This window comes from Nostoc sp. (genome assembly GCF_036917575.1).
In the GTDB taxonomy this organism is placed as follows: Bacteria; Cyanobacteriota; Cyanobacteriia; order Cyanobacteriales; family Nostocaceae; genus Nostoc.
Window position 1 is genome coordinate 107418 of sequence record NZ_JBALDC010000061.1, and the last position, 18545, is coordinate 125962.

An 18545-nucleotide genomic window follows, 5' to 3' on the forward strand; every position below is an offset into this window, starting at 1 on the left:
TTGATGAACAACGCGTGTTTCATATCCCCTTTGAAAATTCTGATAATTTAGAGTAAAGTCCAATATAAAAGGCAAAAGACAGTGGGGATAAAGAGCAAAGGAGAAACTCTATATACATACAACAAATTTTACAGCTTGATATGTTGATGCAATTGCCTTCCTTGCAAGCCATATAGCCACCAATTGTTTAACACTCCATAACTACTAAAAGTTATTGGCTATGTCTTAAAGAAAGAGGGTATCTCTTGTTTTGCCTTTGCTCTTCTAATTTTTTGCTCAAAGACCTATAACATACTTTTGCCACTCTGTGTGTAGTCCACTCTTAAGATGTTTGCTGACCTCGAAATAAAGACTACTATAAGGTTGGCGTGGGGGATGACGTAAAGGCATGTGAGCTTCATGGGGAGTCCGACTGCCTTTTTTGACATTGCAACGGACACAAGCGGTAACAATATTCTCCCAACTATCGCCCCCACCGCGCGATCGCGGTATTACATGGTCTAGCGTCAACTCATCCCCTGTGTAACTACAGTATTGACAGGCATGACCATCACGGTGCAATATATTTCGGCGAGTTAGAGGGATTTCTTTATATGGAACGCGTACATAATGACGCAACCGAATCACGGTCGGCAACGGGAAATCCGTGTACAGAAATTTACCGTTGTGTTCCACGCGTTCTGCTTTGCCCTTGATTAAAAGGACTACAGCACGACGCCAACTCGTTATATTGAGAGGTTCGTAAGAGGCGTTTAAGACTAAAACCTTCCCCATTATTTGCGCTCAGGGTATGAGTTTTACAATATATTAACACAAATACACCCTGCTAGGGAGATGAGAAGAAATTATACTTGGGAGAGAATTTGGAAATTAAGTTATAAACTAAAAAGTAAAATCTGATATCTTAACATAAATTTACGTAGAATAACGCAATCGCGCAGCGTCTCCTAGAAAAGAACAAAGTAAAAAGTTGATCTGTAAGATTTATTTCTCACTTATAACTTCTCACTTATAACTCTTAACTTTTACTTTAGCGGCGCAACATCTTGTATCGGTTCCAATCTGAAGGTTAAACTTCCTATTTAATCTGATCTCGCTTTTAGGAGCGTGTATAGATAGATAACTTGAAAGTTTAGCCGTGGCGGGATAGGAGTCAGTACAAATGTTAAGTCGCAAACAAATCCCTGGTGTAGTTCCTAATCAGCAGTGCGACACCTACGCTTGGTTTTCGCAACGAGCCTGGGTTGAAATTGATTTAGAGGCGTTGTCGTACAATGTAAAGCAATTGGTGCAGTTTTTATCACCGCGTACCCAGTTGATGGCAGTAGTAAAAGCTGATGCCTATGGACATGGAGCAGTAACAGTCGCTCAAATTGCCATCCAATCGGGAGCTAGTTGGCTGGGAGTGGCTACAGTTCCAGAAGCTATTCAGTTGCGAGAAGGCGGGATTCAAGCGCCCATTTTGATTTTAGGGGCAACTCATACACTAGAGCAGATTCATGCGATCGCCCAATGGAAACTTCAGCCCACACTCTGTAGCCCTAAACAAGCTTTAGTATTTTCTGATACTTTAGAATCGATGAATCATGATTCTCCAGTACCTGTACACATTAAATTAGACACGGGAATGTCTAGGTTGGGAACTAATTGGCAGCAAGCTGGCGAATTTGTGCAATTAGTGCAGCGATTACCACATCTTGACATTGCTAGTATTTATTCTCATTTGGCGACAGCAGACGAGCTTGATACCACGGCAATGGAAGAACAGCATAAACGATTTGAGGAAGCGATCGCTCAAATCAAAGCAATGGGAATTCAAGTACCCTGTTTGCACTTGGCAAACTCAGCTGCTGCACTCACAAATCCAGCACTGCACTACGACATAGTACGTGTAGGTTTAGCTGTTTACGGATTATATCCAGCATCACATTTACAAAATGCGATCAATCTCAAGCCTGTTTTGGAACTGAAGGCACGAGTTACCCAAGTCAAAACAATTGCCGCAGGAACGGCTGTTAGCTATGGCTATCAGTTTATTGCCCCGCGCGAACTTCGCCTCGCCGTCGTGGGAATTGGCTATGCTGACGGTGTTCCTCGCAGTCTTTCCAACAAAATGCAGGCATTAATTCGCGGTCAACGGGTGTCGCAAATCGGGACAATTACAATGGATCAGTTGATGCTGGATGTGAGTGCCATACCCAATATCCAAGAAGGGGAAGTAGTCACCTTGCTAGGGGAACAGGGAAAAGAACAAATTTCAGCAGACGATTGGGCAAAACAATTAAACACTATTTCTTGGGAAATTCTCTGTGGATTCAAGCATCGTCTGCCTCGTATTGCGGTTATGTGATTGGGCATGGGGCATGGGGGAGGCAGTGCGCCCTTGCGGTTTCCCGACTTGTACCCCTCTGGGGAAGCAAGCTAGCAAGAGCGTCTCCCCTTCTCCCAAAGGGAGAGGCTAGCGCCAAGGGAGAAGCAACTGCCGTCATTGGAAGAAGACTTACTGCAACTTTTGCTCTGCTTTGCTATTGTCCACTTCCTATTCCCTATTCCCAAAAATAATTTTTTATGGTAATATTGTAAACTGATGCGGATGTGGCGGAATTGGCAGACGCGCTAGATTTAGGTTCTAGTTCCGAAAGGAGTGAAGGTTCAAGTCCTTTCATCCGCACTTGTAATTGTCGAAAACTGGATGAGTCAATAGGCTCATTTATGTTTAGGATACATAAGGATGTTTATTAGCGCTTTTATACTGCTGATAAATACGGAGGAATATTATATTACTTGGGTTGTCTACATCACTATCATTATAGGCATCTATAGATAAACCTGTGTTTTCGCTGTACAAGTAATTATAAATAAAACTCTTAATTGTGGCTTTTGTAGATTCCTTATCCCGCCAGTTTTCTAGTTGCTGTAATTGTGATTTTACAGTTTCAATTAAAGACTGAGCAACTTGTCTAACTCAGTTTCTAATTCTATCCAATTTCCTCGGTAACGGTGTAGTGGTTGTAGTTTGGACAGAACGCAAAAATAATCTGATTTGCTGTGCGATCGCCCAATTTTTAGCCATTTATGCGTTGGTATTGACTAATTTGTTCTTTTCTATTGCAAGTTTACGTGTTAATACTGAATAATAGTAATACACTGTCATGCAGTTTCTAGTCTAGAACTAAAAAATAATTGTCTGCCATAACCAAACCTCAAATTGTCGTCAGAATTCCCCCCCTATCTTCTAGAAAAGCTCAACAACTACGCTTAACAGAGTGGCACATCTAAAACTGAGGTAGTAGTTGGCGCTTTGGCGCACTATTTAGGATGTGTTGAAAATTTACCATTAAATTCAAGCGGAAATAATTGGTAGCTGAATATGGGTAGGAATTGGGCGATTGTTGTTGGGATTAATCATTATGAAAATCTGCGATCGCTAAACTTTGCCAAGCAAGATGCTTCTGTCATGGCAACTTGGTTTCAATAAAAAGCCAGATTCGATCGAGTTTTCCTCTTTACCGACGATTCTCCCCCAATTGCAGGCGATCGCACAATGCATTAATCAATTCTGCTGATGGCTGCGAACCTAATAGTTTCTTCTGATGGGTAGCTGGTGAGTATAGCAAAGCGCCGTTTTCTGCTACTACATAATCAAATAAATCTACTTCTAGAAAAACTTGCAGCAATTCATCTAGCTGTCTATCTGTCACCAAGATGAGTTTGTAACCAGAACTTCGCAGACGTGAGGGTGCAGCTAAAGTATTTTTATTTACATGATTATCAGTTGCTAGTTTATCATCGTAATGTTTCATTTTTATCAAAAAAATCAGTATTATCCCTGTAGTCAAAACAAGGTTATTTAATGAAAAGTAGCTTCATATAGTTCTTGTTTGTTTAAAAACTAGATTTTACTTAAGTGTAAATACAGAAGTTCAAATATATTACCATCAACAAAATCAGTATTATTCCTGTGGTCAGATGGGGGTTACTCAATGGAAAGTGGCTTCATCTAGTCTTGACATTTTTATGTCTTATTTCTCGAAAGATGTTGATAAATCTCAGTAACACTAAGTATATTAATCACAATTTACGAACTTATTAAGATTTGCTCATCTGAAAATAACGCTACTCTCGTTGAGTTTGACCACAAACCTAGATATAAGCTAATGTATTTTTAAATACAAAAGTTTAATTTTTTACTTAATTTTAATTGTGGAATAACTTTACACGAATTTAGCTTAAACCTATCGAATTTAGCTGAGTAAAAGCAAAATGAGCACAACTCCTATAGGTAGCTACAGGTTGTTCCAGAAACTACATCCGCTATCTCTGTTAGCACAATTAACTAGTCGGCGTGCTACGGGTTGCATAAACGTATTTACCGGGATAGTTTCTTGGTCAATCTATCTAGAGGACGGTAAACTTACTTATGCCTCCTATTCAGATAAACTATTTGAGCGCCTTGACAGTCACTTACGGCGCTTGAGTCAGCAAATTCCTACTCTCAACAGCGCCACTCGTGTACAGATGCGGCTGATGTTTGAGACGAAGAATGAACATCAATCAATACCAAATGCGGATTACCAAGCTATTTGTTGGTTAGTAAATCAGGACTATATTACCTCTGTACAAGCAGGAAACCTGATAGACGAATTAGCAAAAGAAGTAATGGAATCATTTTTGTGTTTAAAAGAAGGTAGCTATGAATTCAGTCCAGAAAGCTCTTTGGATGAATTACCAAAGTTCTGTCGCCTGGATTTACGGTTACTTGTTGAACACTGTCAAAAGCAGTTACGAAATCGGCAAAATATTCAGTCATCAATTCCGGCTGGTGGGAGTTCCCAAGTTTTTTCGACAACACAATCTTCTCAAGTTCAGCCACAGCTACAAATAAAAGTTGGGCAAAAATTGCCAATACCAATCAATTTTGATATTTCTGAAAATAATAAAACTACTCAGTTACCTGTTGGCAAAAAACTATATACAATTGCCTGTATTGATGATAGCCAAACTGTTTTGAACTCCATTAAGCACTTTTTGGATGAAAACACATTTTCAGTTGTAATGATCAATGATCCGGTAAAAGCTTTAATGCAAATTCTCCGGAGTAAGCCCGATCTGATTTTACTAGATGTTGAAATGCCAAGTTTAGATGGTTATGAACTATGTTCTTTATTGCGGAAACATTCAGCTTTTAAAAATACACCGATTGTTATGGTGACTGGTAGAACAGGATTTATCGACAGGGCAAAGGCCAAAATGGTCAGATCGTCAGGATATTTGACCAAACCTTTTACACAATCAGAATTGCTAAAAATGGTTTTTAAGCATCTTGGATGATTTAGGAGTCAGAATTCAGAATTCAGGAGTCAGAATTCAGGAGTTAAAATAAATGAGACAGCCAGCGAAGACGTTTCAAGATTTAATAGTTTGGCAGAAAGTACATCAATTTATTTTATTAGTGTACCCATTTACTGCTCAATTTCCTAAATCAGAAATATATGGGCTTACCTCTCAATTTAGACGGTCAGCAATTTCTATACCAGCAAATATAGCAGAAGGATTTAAGAAAAAAGGTTTAGCAGATAAAGTGCGTTTTTTAAATATTGCACAAGGTTCTTTGGAAGAATGCCGTTATTATCTAATTCTTTCAAATGACTTGGAGTATGGTGATATTTCAGGATTAAAACTCCAAATAGAGGAAGTTAGTAAACTACTAACAAGCTATGCTAATTCCATTCTGAATTCTGACTCCTGAGTTCTAATTAGAAAGCTAATATGTTTAATTTATTTTTTTAGGAGATTTGATAGTGAGCCTGACTTTGCTTGGCACAATTTTGATTGTAGAAGATTCTCCCAGCGAATTGGAATTAATGAGCCATTATCTCAAAGAAAGTGGTTACAACGTAATTAAAGCAAGTGGTGCAAAAGAAGGTTTAGAAAAAGCTGTGTTAGAAAAACCAGATGCGATCGTTACTGATGTAGTAATGCCAGAAATGAGTGGATTTGAATTATGTCGTTCTTTAAGAAGAAATCCGATTACTGCAAAAGTGCCGATTGTAGTTTGTAGTTCCAAAAACCAAGAAATTGACCGTTTGTGGGCAATGAGACAAGGTGCAGATGCTTATATAACTAAACCTTACACCCGCGAACATCTACTACGTACTATTAAATCAATGGTAATTTAAATCAATGACTAGTACAAACATTACTCTTTCTTCAAAACCAATTCAAAATAATTTAGCAGATGGTTATCTCAAGTTTCAGTTGAATCAACAAACTACTGCTGTTTTATCAATGAGGCATACGCAAGAAGCAATTATTGTGCCTATTGAATCTATCACGTCAATACCCAATATGCCGTCCTGCATATTAGGATTAATGAATTGGCGGAGTCGGATAATTTGGGTAGTTGATTTACCAAGAATGCTCAATTTAGAATCCCTAGATTATCGACTGCGCCAGTACAATGTAATCATTATTCAAGTGGAATCATTAGTGTTGGGCTTAGTTGTACAAGAAATAAAAGGTACAACTAAGTTCATAGTTGATGATATTCATTCTCCTATTGGACAAGTAGCATCCAGTTTAGTTCCCTATTTATGTGGGTGCGTTGTGCAACAAAAAGAAATCTTACTGGTATTAGATGCACAGGCGATTGTGCAGTCTTCTATTCTCCGCAGTGATTAGGGTTTACTACTAAAAAAAGATTTTTAGTGTTCTTATTCATATACTTAGGAGAGCTAGTTTTATGTTTAATAAAACCAATACGAATCAAGGTAATAGCGTTCAAAATCGAGCATCACTGATTTCATCCCAAAAAGCCATTGGGACTGTAGTAAAGCTACCAACTAAGCTAACTACTGAAACTGCTAATAATTCTTCTTTCAATCAGGGTATTACCTATTTTACAAGGCTAGGATTGGTTAAGAAAGCGACTATTTTAGCGATCGCAATCGGTACAATACCAGTTTTGGGCATCGGTGCGATCGCTTTTGGTTTTGCCAACAAATCCATTACTAAGCAAATTACCCAATCTCAACAAGCTCAAGCCACTGACTTGAGCGATAAAGTTAACCGCTTTATGCTGGGACGTTACGCTGATATTCAAGTAATATCAAGCTTGCCATTTTTGACAAATTCTCAAGTTAGTATTAGTACTGAGGAAAAGCAAGCAGTTTTAGATCGTGTTATCGAAGTCTACAAAGCTTATGACAGTATTGCTGTTTTTGATCGCCAAGGTAATTTGATTGTCCAGTCCACAGGTGAACCCCTGGAAAATCAAAAAGACCGTACCTATTTTCAAGATGCTTTACAAAAAGATACTCCTGTCATCAGCAAACCGGAAGTAGCAAAAAATACTGGTGTTGTAAATATTTATTTAGCCGCACCTGTGAAAGAGACAAGGACGGGCCAAACTATTGGCGTGGTACAAGCACGTATGCCCGGAAAATCTTTAGAGGAAGTGATCAAAAACTACGCAGCCAACGGACAACAATACTATCTGCTCGATGCTTCCGGAACAGTTTTCTTAAGTCCTCAAAAGAAATTATTAGGGAAACAGATCAAGGGAGAGTATTCTAATTTACCTAAACTGTTAGCAGCCAAAAAGGTAGATAGTTTTATAGAAGTTCCCAAAACTTACAAAAAACAAGAACTAGTTAGCTATGTACCAGCTAGTACTATAAATGGCTTACCAGATTTAAACTGGCAGGTACTTTTATCCACAGACACAGCAACTGTATTTGAACCGCAAAGACAATTATTGTGGACTATAGCCATCGGTACAGCACTCACGGCATTGATTGTGGGTGCGATCGCATCTCGGTTAGCTAAAATCACTACACAGCCAATTCTCAATGCAACTGCGGCATTAGCAAAGTTAGGTCAAGGTAAATTTGATACCCGTCTGGAAATTGAAACAGAAGACGAATTAGGGGTATTGAGTGCAAATATCAACCTGATGGCTGAACAATTGCAAGTCTTAGTAAAAGAACAGCAACAAGAACTGGACGTTGAAGGAGCAAAACTATTAACAGATATTACCCTACGAATTCGGAAAATTCTCAAAACTGAAGATATTTATGATGCAACAGTCAAGGAAGTTCAGCGAATCCTAAAAACAGATCGGGTAATCATTTATAGTCTGAATTCAGGTACTTTGCCTGGCGTTGTCGTTGCAGAATCGGTAACTGGTAATTGGCCAAAAATGCTGGGAGTGCAAATTGATGACTTCTATTTCCGGAAACATTATCTAGAAAGCGATCGCAATGAACAGGTGGAAGCAATTGCCAATATTCATCAAGACCAAAGTCTGAAAAACGCCTACGGTTACATCCAACTGTTGGAAAAATTTGCTGTCAAAGGTCATTTAATCGTACCAATTCTTGCCCAAGAAAAACTTTTAGGCTTATTAATAGCTCATCATTGCGAAACTCCTCGGGTTTGGCAACAGCCGGAAATTGACTTGTTTCAACAGATAGCAACTCAAGTCGGCTATGCCTTAGAACAAGCCAAGTTATTAGAAGAGATAGAAAAAGTCAGAAATGTTGCTGTAATCGGTTCAGACGAAAAACGGCAAGAAAACGAAATACTGCAACAACAACTTTTACAACTACTCAACGAGGTAGAAGGTGCAGCTAGAGGCGATTTGACAGTACGTGCAGACGTAACCTCTGGAGAAATCGGTACAGTTGCCGACTTTTTCAACTCCATTGTCGAAAGCCTCCGGGATATTGTTACCCAAGTTAAACAAGCTGCTATCCATGTAAATAGTGCCATTGGCTCTAACGAAGGAGCCATCCGCCACTTAGCAGAGGAAGCACTCACCCAAGCTGCCGAAATCAACCACACCCTTGATGCTGTTGACCAAATGACCCAATCAATGAAAGCTGTAGCCGAAAGTGCCGAAAAAGCTGCCTTCATTGCTAACCATGCTGCTCACACCGCCACCAATAGCGGACACGCGATGGATTTGACAGTACAAAATATCCTCTCCTTGCGGGAAACTGTGGGTGAAACTGCTAAAAAAGTGAAACGTTTGGGAGAGTCTTCGCAACAAATTTCTCGCGTGGTATCCTTGATTAACCAAATCGCGATTCAAACCAATTTATTAGCGATCAATGCCGGTATTGAAGCAGCACGTGCAGGTGAAGAAGGTCAAGGTTTTGCTGTAGTGGCTGAAGAAGTCGGCGAACTAGCAGTTAGGAGTGCCGCAGCAACCCAAGAAATTGAGCAAATTGTTGAAAATATCCAACGAGAAACCAGTGAAGTGGTGCAAGCAATGGAAATAGGTACTAGCCAAGTGGTAGAAGGTACTCGAATTGTGGAGGAGGCTAAACAAAGTCTGAATGAAATTTTAGATGTATCGTGTCAAATTGACTCTTTAGTGCAATCGATTTCTACTGCAACAGCATCTCAGGTTGAAACATCGCAAAGTGTTAGCCAATTGATGAAAGATATCGCTGCTATATCACAACGCACCAGCGATTCTTCTCACCAAGTTTCCGAATCTTTACAACAGACTGTGGATATTTCCCAGCAGTTGCAAGAGACTGTAGAGGCTTTCAAAGTTAGTTAAGTTTGTTATTTGTCATTTGTCATTTGTCATTTGTCCTTTACTATTGACCAATGATGAATGACTTTTGTTATTTGTCTGTTGTCCTTTGTCCTACCCTGCGGGAAGCTGCTGGTACGTCTATGTCCTTTTACTAATACTAATGACCAATGACTAATGACTAATGACCAATGACCAATGATCAATGACTAAGGACAAAAACCATGCTACAAAACAAAGAACTAGAAATCCAGATGCAGTTTCTGGAAGAAGCTACAGATTACTTAAATACCTTAGAAGCGGTATTGCTAGAAATTGATACTAGTAACCGCATCGATTTAGATAAAATCAATGCTGCACTCCGGGCCACTCATTCTATTAAAGGCGGTGCGGCAATGATGGGATTTAAATCGTTAAGTGATTTATCTCACCGTCTGGAAGATTCCTTTAAAGTTTTAAAAACTAAAAAAAACTCTTTAGAAATTGATACTCAGTTGCAAAGTTTATTGCTATCTGGAGTTGACTGGCTGCGTCAAATTGTAGAATTGCTTGCAGAAGGGAATGCTGTTGAAGAACAATGGTTAGCAACTTTTTGTTATCCAATTTTTGATGAGTTGCACGATCGCTTAGGCGACCCCACCCCAGAAGATGCTTCAACCATACTATCCCCAGAGGACGGGCAAGACGTTATCCCTTTGCTATTTGCCACAGAAGTAGAAGAGTGTTTGCAGCGTCTAGAATCTATATTGGCAGATAGCGAACAAGCCGGATTGTATGAAGAAATTGCGATCCTAGCAGCTGAATTAGGCGGTTTAGGGGAAATGCTCCAGTTACCAGCTTTTAGCAAGCTTTGTGAGTCGGTAACGCAGCATTTGGAAACTGCTAGTAGCAATCGCATTCCCGAAATTGCTCAGTTAGCATTGCAAGCATGGCGGCGATCGCAAGCTTTGGTGCTGACAAATCAGTTAGATAATTTGCCTACAGCAATTGACTTAAATAGTTCTACGCAATCTCAGCCACTATTACCAGCAGAAGTGATACCACAGCTTCTCCCTACAGATGTCCTCGACACAAAAGCGGTGTCAACACAAATTTGGCAAGCAGAGATCGCTCCAGAAACTTGGACTAAAGATGAAGCAATCGCAGCTAATTTTACATTTATAGATGCAGAATTTGCCGATGAGGTAAATGCTGTCAATGTCACTGAGCACAATACAATATTTGTTAGAGAAGACAATCCTCCAGATGCTAAATTTAGCGAAGGCAAAGGAGAGCCAGCTGCCATTGGGAAAGAACGAGAAATTCATGAAAACAGCGTCCGAGTTCCCAGCAAACAACTAGAGCAAATTAATGATTTATTCGGGGAACTTATTGTTCAGCGCAATGGGTTAAACTCGCAACTAGAAAGATTACGCAAACTCGTTCGTAACCTCAATCAGCGAGTCCAAGTTCTCGACCGCGAAAACCAGGAATTACGTATAGTCTCCGACAAAATTTCCACTCAAGCTACCATGTCTAATGGGGCGCAGCTACAAGCTGGAAATAGCCACCAAGTACAAGGTACAAATACAGAATTTGATGCTTTAGAAATGGATCGCTATAACGAATTCAACCTGCGATCGCAGGAAGTTATGGAAACCATTGTTCAGGTACAGGAAGTTACTACAGATGTGCAACTCAGTGTAGATGATACAGACCATATTGCTCGGAAATTAAATAAAACATCGAAACAGTTACAAACTAAACTAAATCACATCCGAATGCGGCCGCTGTCTGATTTAATCGAACGTTTTCCCAGAGCTTTGCGCGATTTAAATGTCGAGTATGGGAAAAATGTGCAGTTAAAAATTGAAGGTGGTAACACTTTAATTGAACGCAGCATTTTAGAAGCTTTAAATGAACCTTTAATGCACCTATTAAGGAACGCTTTCGATCATGGTATCGAAGACTCTACCACGCGTCGCCTTTTGGGTAAAACAGAACAAGGATTGATTGAAATTACAGCTACTCACCGCAGTAATCGCACTATCATCACCATCCGTGATGATGGTTGGGGCATTTCTGTAGAGAAAATTCGTACCCGCGCCCAAGCTATGGGACTAGATGTTTCTTTACTTGCTAATGCTACTGATGAAGAACTGTTATCGCTAATTTTTGAACCAGGTTTTACCACCTCTGAGCAAGTCACAGCATTATCTGGTCGCGGTGTCGGTATGGATGTGGTTCGTAACAACCTCAAACTGATTCGAGGAGATGTGAAAGTTGATACAGAACCAGGAGTTGGTACTACTTTCACTTTATCAGTGCCGTTTACACTTTCTGTTGCCCGAGTTCTGCTGGTAGAAATCAACAAAATTCTATTAGCATTTTCTATAGATGTCATTTCAGAAATATCTTTACTCCAAAACGAGCGAGTTTTCGAGATGGCTGGTAGCGAAGTTTTAAATTGGCAAGGAACCATGCTGCCACTAATTCGCCTAACTCGTTATTTAGAGTTTAATTGCCTACGCTACGATAGCCCAGAGTTGGAAATTCCGGCAGCGATTAGTACTAACAGCGTGTTAGTAGTCAAAGGTAATAATCAGCCAGTTGCAATCCAAATAGATCGTTGCTGGGGCGAACAAGAAGTTGCAATTCGCCAAGTTGAAGGAAATATACCTTTACCTGAAGGTTTTAGCAACTGCGCAATTCTCGGTGATGGTCGAGTTGTGCCACTAGTTAATGTCAATGAGTTGCTGTATTGGATTGCTACAAATCCGCGGACTCCCAGAGGCAATCAATTACCATCGGCAAGGTTAAAAACGCCGTTTCTGATTTTTGATGAAAACAAAATATCAGCAGCATCTATTAAGCAAAAAGGTACAATTTTAATTGTAGATGATTCAATTAACGTCCGCCGCTTTTTAGCTTTAACCCTTGAAAAAGGAGGGTATCAAGTAGAGCAAGCTAAAGATGGTCAAGATGCCTTAGAAAAACTCCACAGTGGATTGAAAGTAGAGGCAGTAATTTGCGATATTGAAATGCCTCGCCTTGATGGTTATGGCTTTTTAGGTAAGATAAATTCAGATGTTGATACAAAAAATATTCCTGTGGCGATGCTGACTTCTCGTAGCAGCAATAAACATCGGCAACTAGCTATGCAATTGGGGGCACGAGCTTACTTTTCTAAACCTTATAACGAGCAAGAATTACTCCAAACGCTAGAGGAGATAATTCGTAATGTTGCAGAAAAGGTAGCTTCTAATTAAAAATTGATAATTCATAATTAGGTTTGAGATATTTTTGTAGGGTGCGTTACACCAAAGGCTAACGCACCACTTGTTTTGACTTCCAGTCTTGGCGACTAAAAGTTGCGGCTACACAGACAAAACCCAATACGGTCATACCAATTCACAATTCGCAATTCGCAATTCGCAATTAAAAAACTTAGATGCAGCACACCTTTCAGGGTTTGCATCTGTATCAGATTTTTCGTGAAATGGTATCAGTTATAGCCGTAGTCATATAGGTTAGGACATAATTACAAACGTGAATGTCAGGAAGAGTAATGTTTTTACCTCCTGCCTCCTGCCTCCTGCCCCCTGCCTCCTGCCTTCACATATTCGGACACCCCGGCATGTTATCTCCAAGCAGCAATCGTGCCAGACTGGGTAAAGCTTCACCATAGGTGGGATGGATATGAACCGATCGCTCTAATAACTGCCAAGTTGCTCCTGCTTCCATCAGGGATAAAAATACATGCACCAGTTCAGCAGTTTCGTACCCCACTAGGGTTGCTCCCAGGATTTTGTCTGTGTCGCTGTCGATCACCATGCGATAGAATCCGAGGTCATGCCCCCACTCGATCGCACGCGCAATTTGGCTCATGGGTAATGTGACAGCACGCGCGTTGATGCCTTGTTTTTGAGCTTGTTCTAACGTCATACCCACTCGCCCCACCTGGGGTTCTGTGTAGACTGCATAGCCAAGGACGCGATCGCTCCGTGTCCGGTTTTCGCCACACAAAATTGCTTTTAAGCGGCGATAGTCTTCCCAGGAGACGTGCGTAAAGGCAGGCTGTTTGGCAGCATCCCCAATTGCATAAACTCCAGAACAGGTAGTATGGAACTGCTGATCAATTTTGATAAACCCTCGATCATCTAGCTCAATTCCACTGGCGGCTACATTTGATCGACTTGTATTAGGTTTCCGTCCAATCACAACCAGCAACGCTTCTCCCTGGAGTTGTTCGCCACTGCTCAGGGTCAGGCTAAAGACATTACTTTCGTGGGCGACGTGATTCACATTGACTCCGAAGTGGAGCTTAATCCCATCCTGTTCTAAGGCTTCTGCTAAGACCTTGCTGACATCAGCCTCTTCTCGATCAAGGACGCGATCGCCCCGCACAATTAAGTCAGTCTGACTGCCCAAACGCGCTAGTCCTTGTCCCAATTCCAAGCCTATATAGCCGCCTCCAATCACCAATAAACGGGCTGGTAAGGTGTTCAAGTCAAAAAAGTTGTGGTTGGTCAGGTAGGGAGTTCCTGCAAGTCCGGGAATGTCAGGAATCAGCGATGACGTGCCTGTGTTAATGATTACCAGAGGAGCCTGAACGGTAACATCCCCACCTTTGACCGTCCGTTCACCCACAAAAGAAGCTTCCGCACAAATGACTTTGACACCCGCACTCTCCAATCGCTTGTGAATTCCCTGATTAAAGCTGCTGCGGATTCCCCGAACTCGCTCCATGACAGCAGGAAAATCCACTTCAATCTGCGTGTGGATGCCTAACTTCTTGCCCTGGCGCGCCCGTCCTGCTGCATGAGCCGCAGCTAAGAACGCTTTGGACGGAGTGCAGCCATAGTTGATACAACTGCCGCCTAAAGCATCCCGCTCAAACAAGACAACCTTACGTCCCTCATTGGCAAAATCAGCCGCCAGTGGAATGCCTCCTTGACCACTGCCGATCACAATCACATCTGCTGTTTCCATCAGTGCTAAACTCCTTGGAGATAGTTTGCTTTCATCACACTCTTATACTCAAAGTTAAAAACTCTCCACCCATTTAGGTAGAGTTTGGATTGAGTTAAAATGCCAGGTAACTTAGGACTTACGCACTTAGTGACATCTAACGGGTAACAATAAAGGCAGCCAGAGCGATCGCTACAACATCCTCAGCAAGGGCAGCAGGAACTGCACCAATCTTTTCAATAGCGGCTATCCGCACTGCCCGACCCCCATACGCACCGACTAGTGCACCCACAACACCAAAGAGCGCTCCAACGGGTGCAAAACTGCTGTTTGCTCCGGTGATTAGCCATCCCACAATGCCACCACTGACAATCCGAGCAATCAAGGCAGGGGGACTGGTACGAGACGGGATTTGCGGCAGCATATCGCCAATCAACTCAGCCACTGCTAGTACAGCCAGAATGATCCCTATAATGCCGCCACGTACCAGAAATAAAGCAGCAGGAGCTGTGAAAGTTCGTAGTCCCGCAACTAATCCAAGGAAAAATGCAGAAATCAATGTGATGAACATAAATAGCCCTTCTGGTAGATTTGGATACCATCTTTAGTCATAATCATGTTTATAAGATTATTCTTCCTTCAATAAATTAATGAAAGTCTGATTAGTCATTCGAGGGTTTGTTTGTGTTCTAATTAGGTGTTCTTATTCTTCAACGCTGATTCTAGTCAAACCACTCAAATTATTTGAGTTAAAATTTAACTTATCAGGTTGTGCGTAGTATTCGTGATATTCTCTGTGAAAAATTGGAAAAGGTATTGAGCCAAGAAATTTCTATATCAATTCAATTTGTAGTGAATTTATGGTAACTGTCGCCGCCTTAGTGCAACTGCTGCAATCAACTACTGTGGATAAGGACACCCGTTGGCAGGCAGCAGATAGCTTAGGGGAAATTCTACAGGATAATAAGCATCGCTTTGCAGCTGCGACGTTAAAATGACGTTCCCGTGGTAATAACAGCTTGTTCATTTGTTACCAACACAGAAGCGGACGTTAGGAATAAAGTTGTTGTCGTTACCACAGCTTGTTCGTTCGTTACCAACACAACCTGTTTTGTTACGAATGCAACTCCCTTAGTAACGAAAACTTATGCGTTCGTTACTAACACAACCTGTTTGGTTACGAATGCAACTCCCTTAGTAACGAAAACCTATGCGTTCGTTACCAACACAACCTGTTTGGTTACTAATGCTTATCCATTTGTGGCAAACGCTTATGCGATCGTTAACAACGCTTAAATAAAACTTATCAATGAAGTTGTTTCGTTACCAGAGCTTATCCATTTGTGGCAAACGCTTATGCGATCGCTGGTACTATACTTGCTGGTAGTCTGGCTTGGCTGGCAAAGAGAAAGCAAGCAGCATTTTGCAAAGCAAAGGTATAATTACGTATTAAAATAAATCTGCTAAATAGTTTAAATAATTAGCCTGCGCACACAGAAGTCTGAGCGGGCTAATTATTTTGTGACGACTTCCAAAAATCCCTAGTGAACCTTTCTTAAGCCTCGACTTTTACACCCTTCCAGAAAGCGACATAGCCTTCAAAATTCTTAGCTTTCTCCTTGGCGCTGGGATAATACCAAGCAGCATCTTTATTGACTTGCCCATCAACATTGATACTGTAGTAGCTAGCAACACCTTTCCAAGGACAAGTAGTGTGGGTGTTACTGTCTGTGAAGTACTCCTTGTTAATGGTGTCAGCAGGGAAGTAATGGTTGTTTTCCACAACTACAGTATTATTACTCTCGGCTAAAACAGCTCCATTCCAAATTGCTTTCGGCATAAATGACTTTGTAAATAAACTATACATATAACATTTTGACACTATGAGCTTATTTGTAGTGAATTTATAAAACCTGTGACGCTGCCAAAATAGTTCATAAGTCACGAAAAGGTAATGAGTTGGAGGATTTACCTCTAGATATTAATTGCAATCACTTTTTTTTATCAATTGGAAAATTAAAAGCATTTGTTTCCATCATCAAGATTTTCTAGCATATTGGTATGGAAAGTTAATTAGCCAAAACAAAGTTGGAATTCGGTTGATAGCCTTAAGCAAAAAATCTCTAGATATGTGAATAGGCGATGTCTGCGGCGAGCTACGCTAATGCATCTTCTAACGATACCTGTTAGCTAAGGATTCTATTTAGCATATCTTTGCCTCTTTGAAGTTATTACTAAACTTTCTCCTAATTCCCCATTTTTCTAATTGGGGAAAATTTAACTCACCAGTTTGGGTAAATAACAAATCAACCCATCAGGTAAGCTTTCCATAAAAAATTGAGATAAAAAACCAGTTAACTCTATTACTAGAGAATACTAATTACACTTTATTAAGTTGAAGATAACTCTATGAAATTTACAAACTTGGTCAATTCTGCACTTATCATTACTTCTATTGCTTTCATCCCTAGAATTGCTGGCGCTCAAACAGTTAATACTAACAGTGGTGGTGGACAAATAAATACAAATATCAACTCTAATACTTTACGGAAAAATTCCACAGATACTAAATATTTACAACCCTTCAATATTGCTTTTCTAGCTTATCAAGGTTATTTAAAAAACCAGGGTATTCCTAGTGGGGGCACTTTGTTATTCAAATATCAAACCGGATATTTGACTGCGAAAGATGTGGTTCAGGCGGCTATTAGGGCTAATAAGTTACCTGCGCAAATTTTGAACGATCAAAGTTACGTCAACGCAGTCGAGTTACAGATGAGAGCCTTTGGCGATATTAATGATTCACAATAGACAATTTAGGAGTGCTGGAATCAATCTTTGCATCTCTCTAGAATTTTAGTATCTTCTACATCCAATTCTCAGACGCGATGAATCGCCGTCTCTACAATAATCAGTCTTTTTTTTCTGACTTTTTTAAAGGCTTTGTTTGCAGCATTGGTGGATTTACCCCGCTTTTGAGCTTTAATAGCACTGTTATATTTTGCTTTGTAGGGAAATCGAGTTGACTTAAGTTTATACTCAACATTCAAAAGCGATCGCCACTGGTAACTTACTACCGACATTGCAGATATAATTTGCTACTTACCCGTGCCAATGGTAGCTCTACGCACCCTGAAGTCAGAAGTAGTAGTCCGTTTAAAACCAAGAAGTTATTGAGAAAGTAGCAAAATCTAACTCTTCTTGGTTGACAAATGGGCAGTGGGGTATGAAGTTGGTAGTTTAGACAATTTTGAAAAATCGAGATAATTTGTAAGACAAGTATACGTATCTTCACTACTTGTAGGGTTGTCTACTCTATCCGTATCACTACAACCAGCTTAGGATAGACTAGAAGAACTTTTTAAGGAAAATGGTAGAAAAAATCACAGCTGTGTTTAATGGCAAAGTGTTCTATCCGGCTGAACCGCTCGCACTGCCAATCAATACCCGTGTGCGAATTAGTATTGAAATTTTACCGCCCAGCGAACATGAAACGGTATCATTTTTGCAAACGGCGCGATCGCTCAATCTCGAAGGGCCATCTGACTGGTCTACCAATATAGATAAATATTTGTATAGCAAGTAAACTTTTCATGCATTCTGAAGTCTTTCTTGATACATCATTTGCTATTGCCTTATCTGCACCGAGCGATCGCTTGCATGACCGAGCCTTATATCTGGCTAAAATGTTACAAGCAGCAGAAACTCGTTTGGTGACAACACAGGCGGTGATGTTGGAAATTGGCAATGCCTTATCCCAACAACCTTATCGTCAGGCGGCAATCATATTATTAAATTCTCTAGTAGCAGACTCCAAAGTAGAAATTGTCCCCCTTTCTCAGGAACTCTACGAATGTGCTTTCCAGCTATATCGCGAACGAACAGAGAAAGAATGGGGATTTGTCGATTGCGTATCTTTTATTGTTATGCAATATAGCGGCATCACTGAAGCATTAACTGCTGATGAGCATTTTCAACAAGCAGGCTTTCGAGCATTACTGCGAGAAAATTTACCTTAAGGATTGGGCATTGAGCAAAACAGTTCCGT

At 40.5% G+C, this 18545-nt stretch carries 19 protein-coding genes, 1 tRNA gene and 1 pseudogene; 15 read left to right on the plus strand and 6 right to left on the minus strand.

Annotated features, from left to right (window positions below; all coding sequences use genetic code 11):
• Window positions 1–276 precede the first annotated feature (276 nt).
• The gene (locus V7K79_RS18220) at window positions 277–774 is read right to left on the minus strand and encodes an HNH endonuclease (protein WP_335049402.1); all 498 of its coding nucleotides are present in this window, start codon (window positions 772–774) and stop codon (window positions 277–279) included.
• Window positions 775–1162: 388 nt separating this feature from the next.
• Between V7K79_RS18220 and alr the strand changes: the two genes are divergently transcribed.
• Both alr and V7K79_RS18230 read left to right on the plus strand, forming a co-directional pair.
• On the plus strand, window positions 1163–2350 hold the full coding sequence (gene alr, locus V7K79_RS18225; protein WP_335049403.1) for an alanine racemase: 1188 nt from the start codon (window positions 1163–1165) through the stop codon (window positions 2348–2350).
• Window positions 2351–2589: 239 nt separating this feature from the next.
• Window positions 2590–2671: transfer RNA gene (locus V7K79_RS18230), tRNA-Leu, on the plus strand.
• A gap of 835 nt (window positions 2672–3506) precedes the next feature.
• Here V7K79_RS18230 and V7K79_RS18235 read toward each other — a convergent pair.
• Window positions 3507–3803, minus strand: coding sequence for an HAD family hydrolase (locus tag V7K79_RS18235; RefSeq protein ID WP_335049404.1), 297 nt, complete (start codon window positions 3801–3803; stop codon window positions 3507–3509).
• A gap of 460 nt (window positions 3804–4263) precedes the next feature.
• On the opposite strand from V7K79_RS18235, the gene V7K79_RS18240 reads away from it, so the two are divergent.
• From V7K79_RS18240 to V7K79_RS18265, 6 genes are all read left to right on the plus strand, one after another.
• On the plus strand, window positions 4264–5331 hold the full coding sequence (locus tag V7K79_RS18240; protein ID WP_335049405.1) for a response regulator: 1068 nt from the start codon (window positions 4264–4266) through the stop codon (window positions 5329–5331).
• Between the two features lie 52 nt (window positions 5332–5383).
• Complete coding sequence (locus V7K79_RS18245; RefSeq protein ID WP_335049406.1) at window positions 5384–5749, plus strand: four helix bundle protein; 366 nt, start codon at window positions 5384–5386, stop codon at window positions 5747–5749.
• 52 nt (window positions 5750–5801) lie between these two features.
• Complete coding sequence (locus V7K79_RS18250; protein ID WP_322713717.1) at window positions 5802–6179, plus strand: response regulator; 378 nt, start codon at window positions 5802–5804, stop codon at window positions 6177–6179.
• 4 nt (window positions 6180–6183) lie between these two features.
• Entirely contained in the window at window positions 6184–6681 is a 498-nt protein-coding gene (locus V7K79_RS18255) for a chemotaxis protein CheW (RefSeq protein WP_335049407.1), read from the plus strand.
• Window positions 6682–6742: 61 nt separating this feature from the next.
• The gene (locus V7K79_RS18260; RefSeq protein ID WP_335049408.1) at window positions 6743–9571 is read left to right on the plus strand and encodes a methyl-accepting chemotaxis protein; all 2829 of its coding nucleotides are present in this window, start codon (window positions 6743–6745) and stop codon (window positions 9569–9571) included.
• Window positions 9572–9771: 200 nt separating this feature from the next.
• Entirely contained in the window at window positions 9772–12795 is a 3024-nt protein-coding gene (locus V7K79_RS18265) for a hybrid sensor histidine kinase/response regulator (RefSeq protein ID WP_335049409.1), read from the plus strand.
• Window positions 12796–13141: 346 nt separating this feature from the next.
• Here the strand turns inward: V7K79_RS18265 and V7K79_RS18270 are convergent, their stop codons facing one another.
• Both V7K79_RS18270 and V7K79_RS18275 read right to left on the minus strand, forming a co-directional pair.
• Window positions 13142–14518, minus strand: coding sequence for a dihydrolipoyl dehydrogenase family protein (locus V7K79_RS18270; protein WP_335049410.1), 1377 nt, complete (start codon window positions 14516–14518; stop codon window positions 13142–13144).
• Between the two features lie 136 nt (window positions 14519–14654).
• Window positions 14655–15068, minus strand: a complete 414-nt coding sequence (locus tag V7K79_RS18275) for a hypothetical protein (RefSeq protein WP_335049411.1) — start codon at window positions 15066–15068, stop codon at window positions 14655–14657.
• Window positions 15069–15357: 289 nt separating this feature from the next.
• Here V7K79_RS18275 and V7K79_RS18280 point away from each other — a divergent pair, with 289 nt between their 5' ends.
• Genes V7K79_RS18280 through V7K79_RS18290 form a run of 3 tightly spaced genes read left to right on the plus strand, consistent with a single transcriptional unit; the run spans window position 15358 to window position 15939 of the window.
• Window positions 15358–15495 carry a hypothetical protein gene (locus tag V7K79_RS18280; protein ID WP_335049412.1) on the plus strand — a complete coding sequence of 46 codons (138 nt, stop codon included), beginning with the start codon at window positions 15358–15360 and terminating at the stop codon, window positions 15493–15495.
• Between the two features lie 7 nt (window positions 15496–15502).
• Window positions 15503–15793 (plus strand): hypothetical protein, encoded by a 291-nt coding sequence (locus V7K79_RS18285; RefSeq protein ID WP_335049413.1) that lies wholly within the window; start codon window positions 15503–15505, stop codon window positions 15791–15793.
• Window positions 15794–15840: 47 nt separating this feature from the next.
• Window positions 15841–15939, plus strand: coding sequence for an LPXTG cell wall anchor domain-containing protein (locus tag V7K79_RS18290; protein ID WP_335049414.1), 99 nt, complete (start codon window positions 15841–15843; stop codon window positions 15937–15939).
• 113 nt (window positions 15940–16052) lie between these two features.
• On the opposite strand, the gene V7K79_RS18295 is transcribed toward V7K79_RS18290, so the two are convergent.
• The gene (locus V7K79_RS18295; protein WP_335049415.1) at window positions 16053–16337 is read right to left on the minus strand and encodes a DUF427 domain-containing protein; all 285 of its coding nucleotides are present in this window, start codon (window positions 16335–16337) and stop codon (window positions 16053–16055) included.
• A 569-nt stretch (window positions 16338–16906) separates the two neighbouring features.
• On the opposite strand from V7K79_RS18295, the gene V7K79_RS18300 reads away from it, so the two are divergent.
• Entirely contained in the window at window positions 16907–17308 is a 402-nt protein-coding gene (locus tag V7K79_RS18300) for a hypothetical protein (RefSeq protein ID WP_335049416.1), read from the plus strand.
• Between the two features lie 68 nt (window positions 17309–17376).
• Here V7K79_RS18300 and V7K79_RS18305 read toward each other — a convergent pair whose 3' ends face one another.
• Window positions 17377–17580: a hypothetical protein gene (locus V7K79_RS18305; RefSeq protein WP_335049497.1), complete on the minus strand. Its 204-nt coding sequence runs from the start codon at window positions 17578–17580 to the stop codon at window positions 17377–17379.
• Here V7K79_RS18305 and V7K79_RS18310 point away from each other — a divergent pair.
• From V7K79_RS18310 to V7K79_RS18320, 3 genes and pseudogenes are all read left to right on the plus strand, one after another.
• A pseudogene (locus V7K79_RS18310) lies at window positions 17549–17741 on the plus strand (hypothetical protein); the annotation flags it as partial. The gene V7K79_RS18305 and the pseudogene V7K79_RS18310 overlap by 32 nt on opposite strands.
• Before the next feature lie 126 nt (window positions 17742–17867).
• On the plus strand, window positions 17868–18083 hold the full coding sequence (locus V7K79_RS18315; protein ID WP_335049417.1) for a hypothetical protein: 216 nt from the start codon (window positions 17868–17870) through the stop codon (window positions 18081–18083).
• A 7-nt stretch (window positions 18084–18090) separates the two neighbouring features.
• The gene (locus tag V7K79_RS18320; protein ID WP_335049418.1) at window positions 18091–18516 is read left to right on the plus strand and encodes a type II toxin-antitoxin system VapC family toxin; all 426 of its coding nucleotides are present in this window, start codon (window positions 18091–18093) and stop codon (window positions 18514–18516) included.
• The last annotated feature ends 29 nt before the right edge of the window (window positions 18517–18545 follow it).

Bases quoted from the DNA above. Each gene is read 5' to 3' on its own strand.
- V7K79_RS18220 (WP_335049402.1), bottom strand. From the start codon at position 774: ATGGGGAAGGTTTTAGTCTTAAACGCCTCTTACGAACCTCTCAATATA.
- alr (WP_335049403.1), top strand. From the start codon at position 1,163: ATGTTAAGTCGCAAACAAATCCCTGGTGTAGTTCCTAATCAGCAGTGC.
- V7K79_RS18235 (WP_335049404.1), bottom strand. From the start codon at position 3,803: ATGAAACATTACGATGATAAACTAGCAACTGATAATCATGTAAATAAA.
- V7K79_RS18240 (WP_335049405.1), top strand. From the start codon at position 4,264: ATGAGCACAACTCCTATAGGTAGCTACAGGTTGTTCCAGAAACTACAT.
- V7K79_RS18245 (WP_335049406.1), top strand. From the start codon at position 5,384: ATGAGACAGCCAGCGAAGACGTTTCAAGATTTAATAGTTTGGCAGAAA.
- V7K79_RS18255 (WP_335049407.1), top strand. From the start codon at position 6,184: ATGACTAGTACAAACATTACTCTTTCTTCAAAACCAATTCAAAATAAT.
- V7K79_RS18260 (WP_335049408.1), top strand. From the start codon at position 6,743: ATGTTTAATAAAACCAATACGAATCAAGGTAATAGCGTTCAAAATCGA.
- V7K79_RS18265 (WP_335049409.1), top strand. From the start codon at position 9,772: ATGCTACAAAACAAAGAACTAGAAATCCAGATGCAGTTTCTGGAAGAA.
- V7K79_RS18270 (WP_335049410.1), bottom strand. From the start codon at position 14,518: ATGGAAACAGCAGATGTGATTGTGATCGGCAGTGGTCAAGGAGGCATT.
- V7K79_RS18275 (WP_335049411.1), bottom strand. From the start codon at position 15,068: ATGTTCATCACATTGATTTCTGCATTTTTCCTTGGATTAGTTGCGGGA.
- V7K79_RS18280 (WP_335049412.1), top strand. From the start codon at position 15,358: ATGGTAACTGTCGCCGCCTTAGTGCAACTGCTGCAATCAACTACTGTG.
- V7K79_RS18295 (WP_335049415.1), bottom strand. From the start codon at position 16,337: ATGCCGAAAGCAATTTGGAATGGAGCTGTTTTAGCCGAGAGTAATAAT.
- V7K79_RS18300 (WP_335049416.1), top strand. From the start codon at position 16,907: ATGAAATTTACAAACTTGGTCAATTCTGCACTTATCATTACTTCTATT.
- V7K79_RS18305 (WP_335049497.1), bottom strand. From the start codon at position 17,580: ATGTCGGTAGTAAGTTACCAGTGGCGATCGCTTTTGAATGTTGAGTAT.
- V7K79_RS18315 (WP_335049417.1), top strand. From the start codon at position 17,868: ATGGTAGAAAAAATCACAGCTGTGTTTAATGGCAAAGTGTTCTATCCG.
- V7K79_RS18320 (WP_335049418.1), top strand. From the start codon at position 18,091: ATGCATTCTGAAGTCTTTCTTGATACATCATTTGCTATTGCCTTATCT.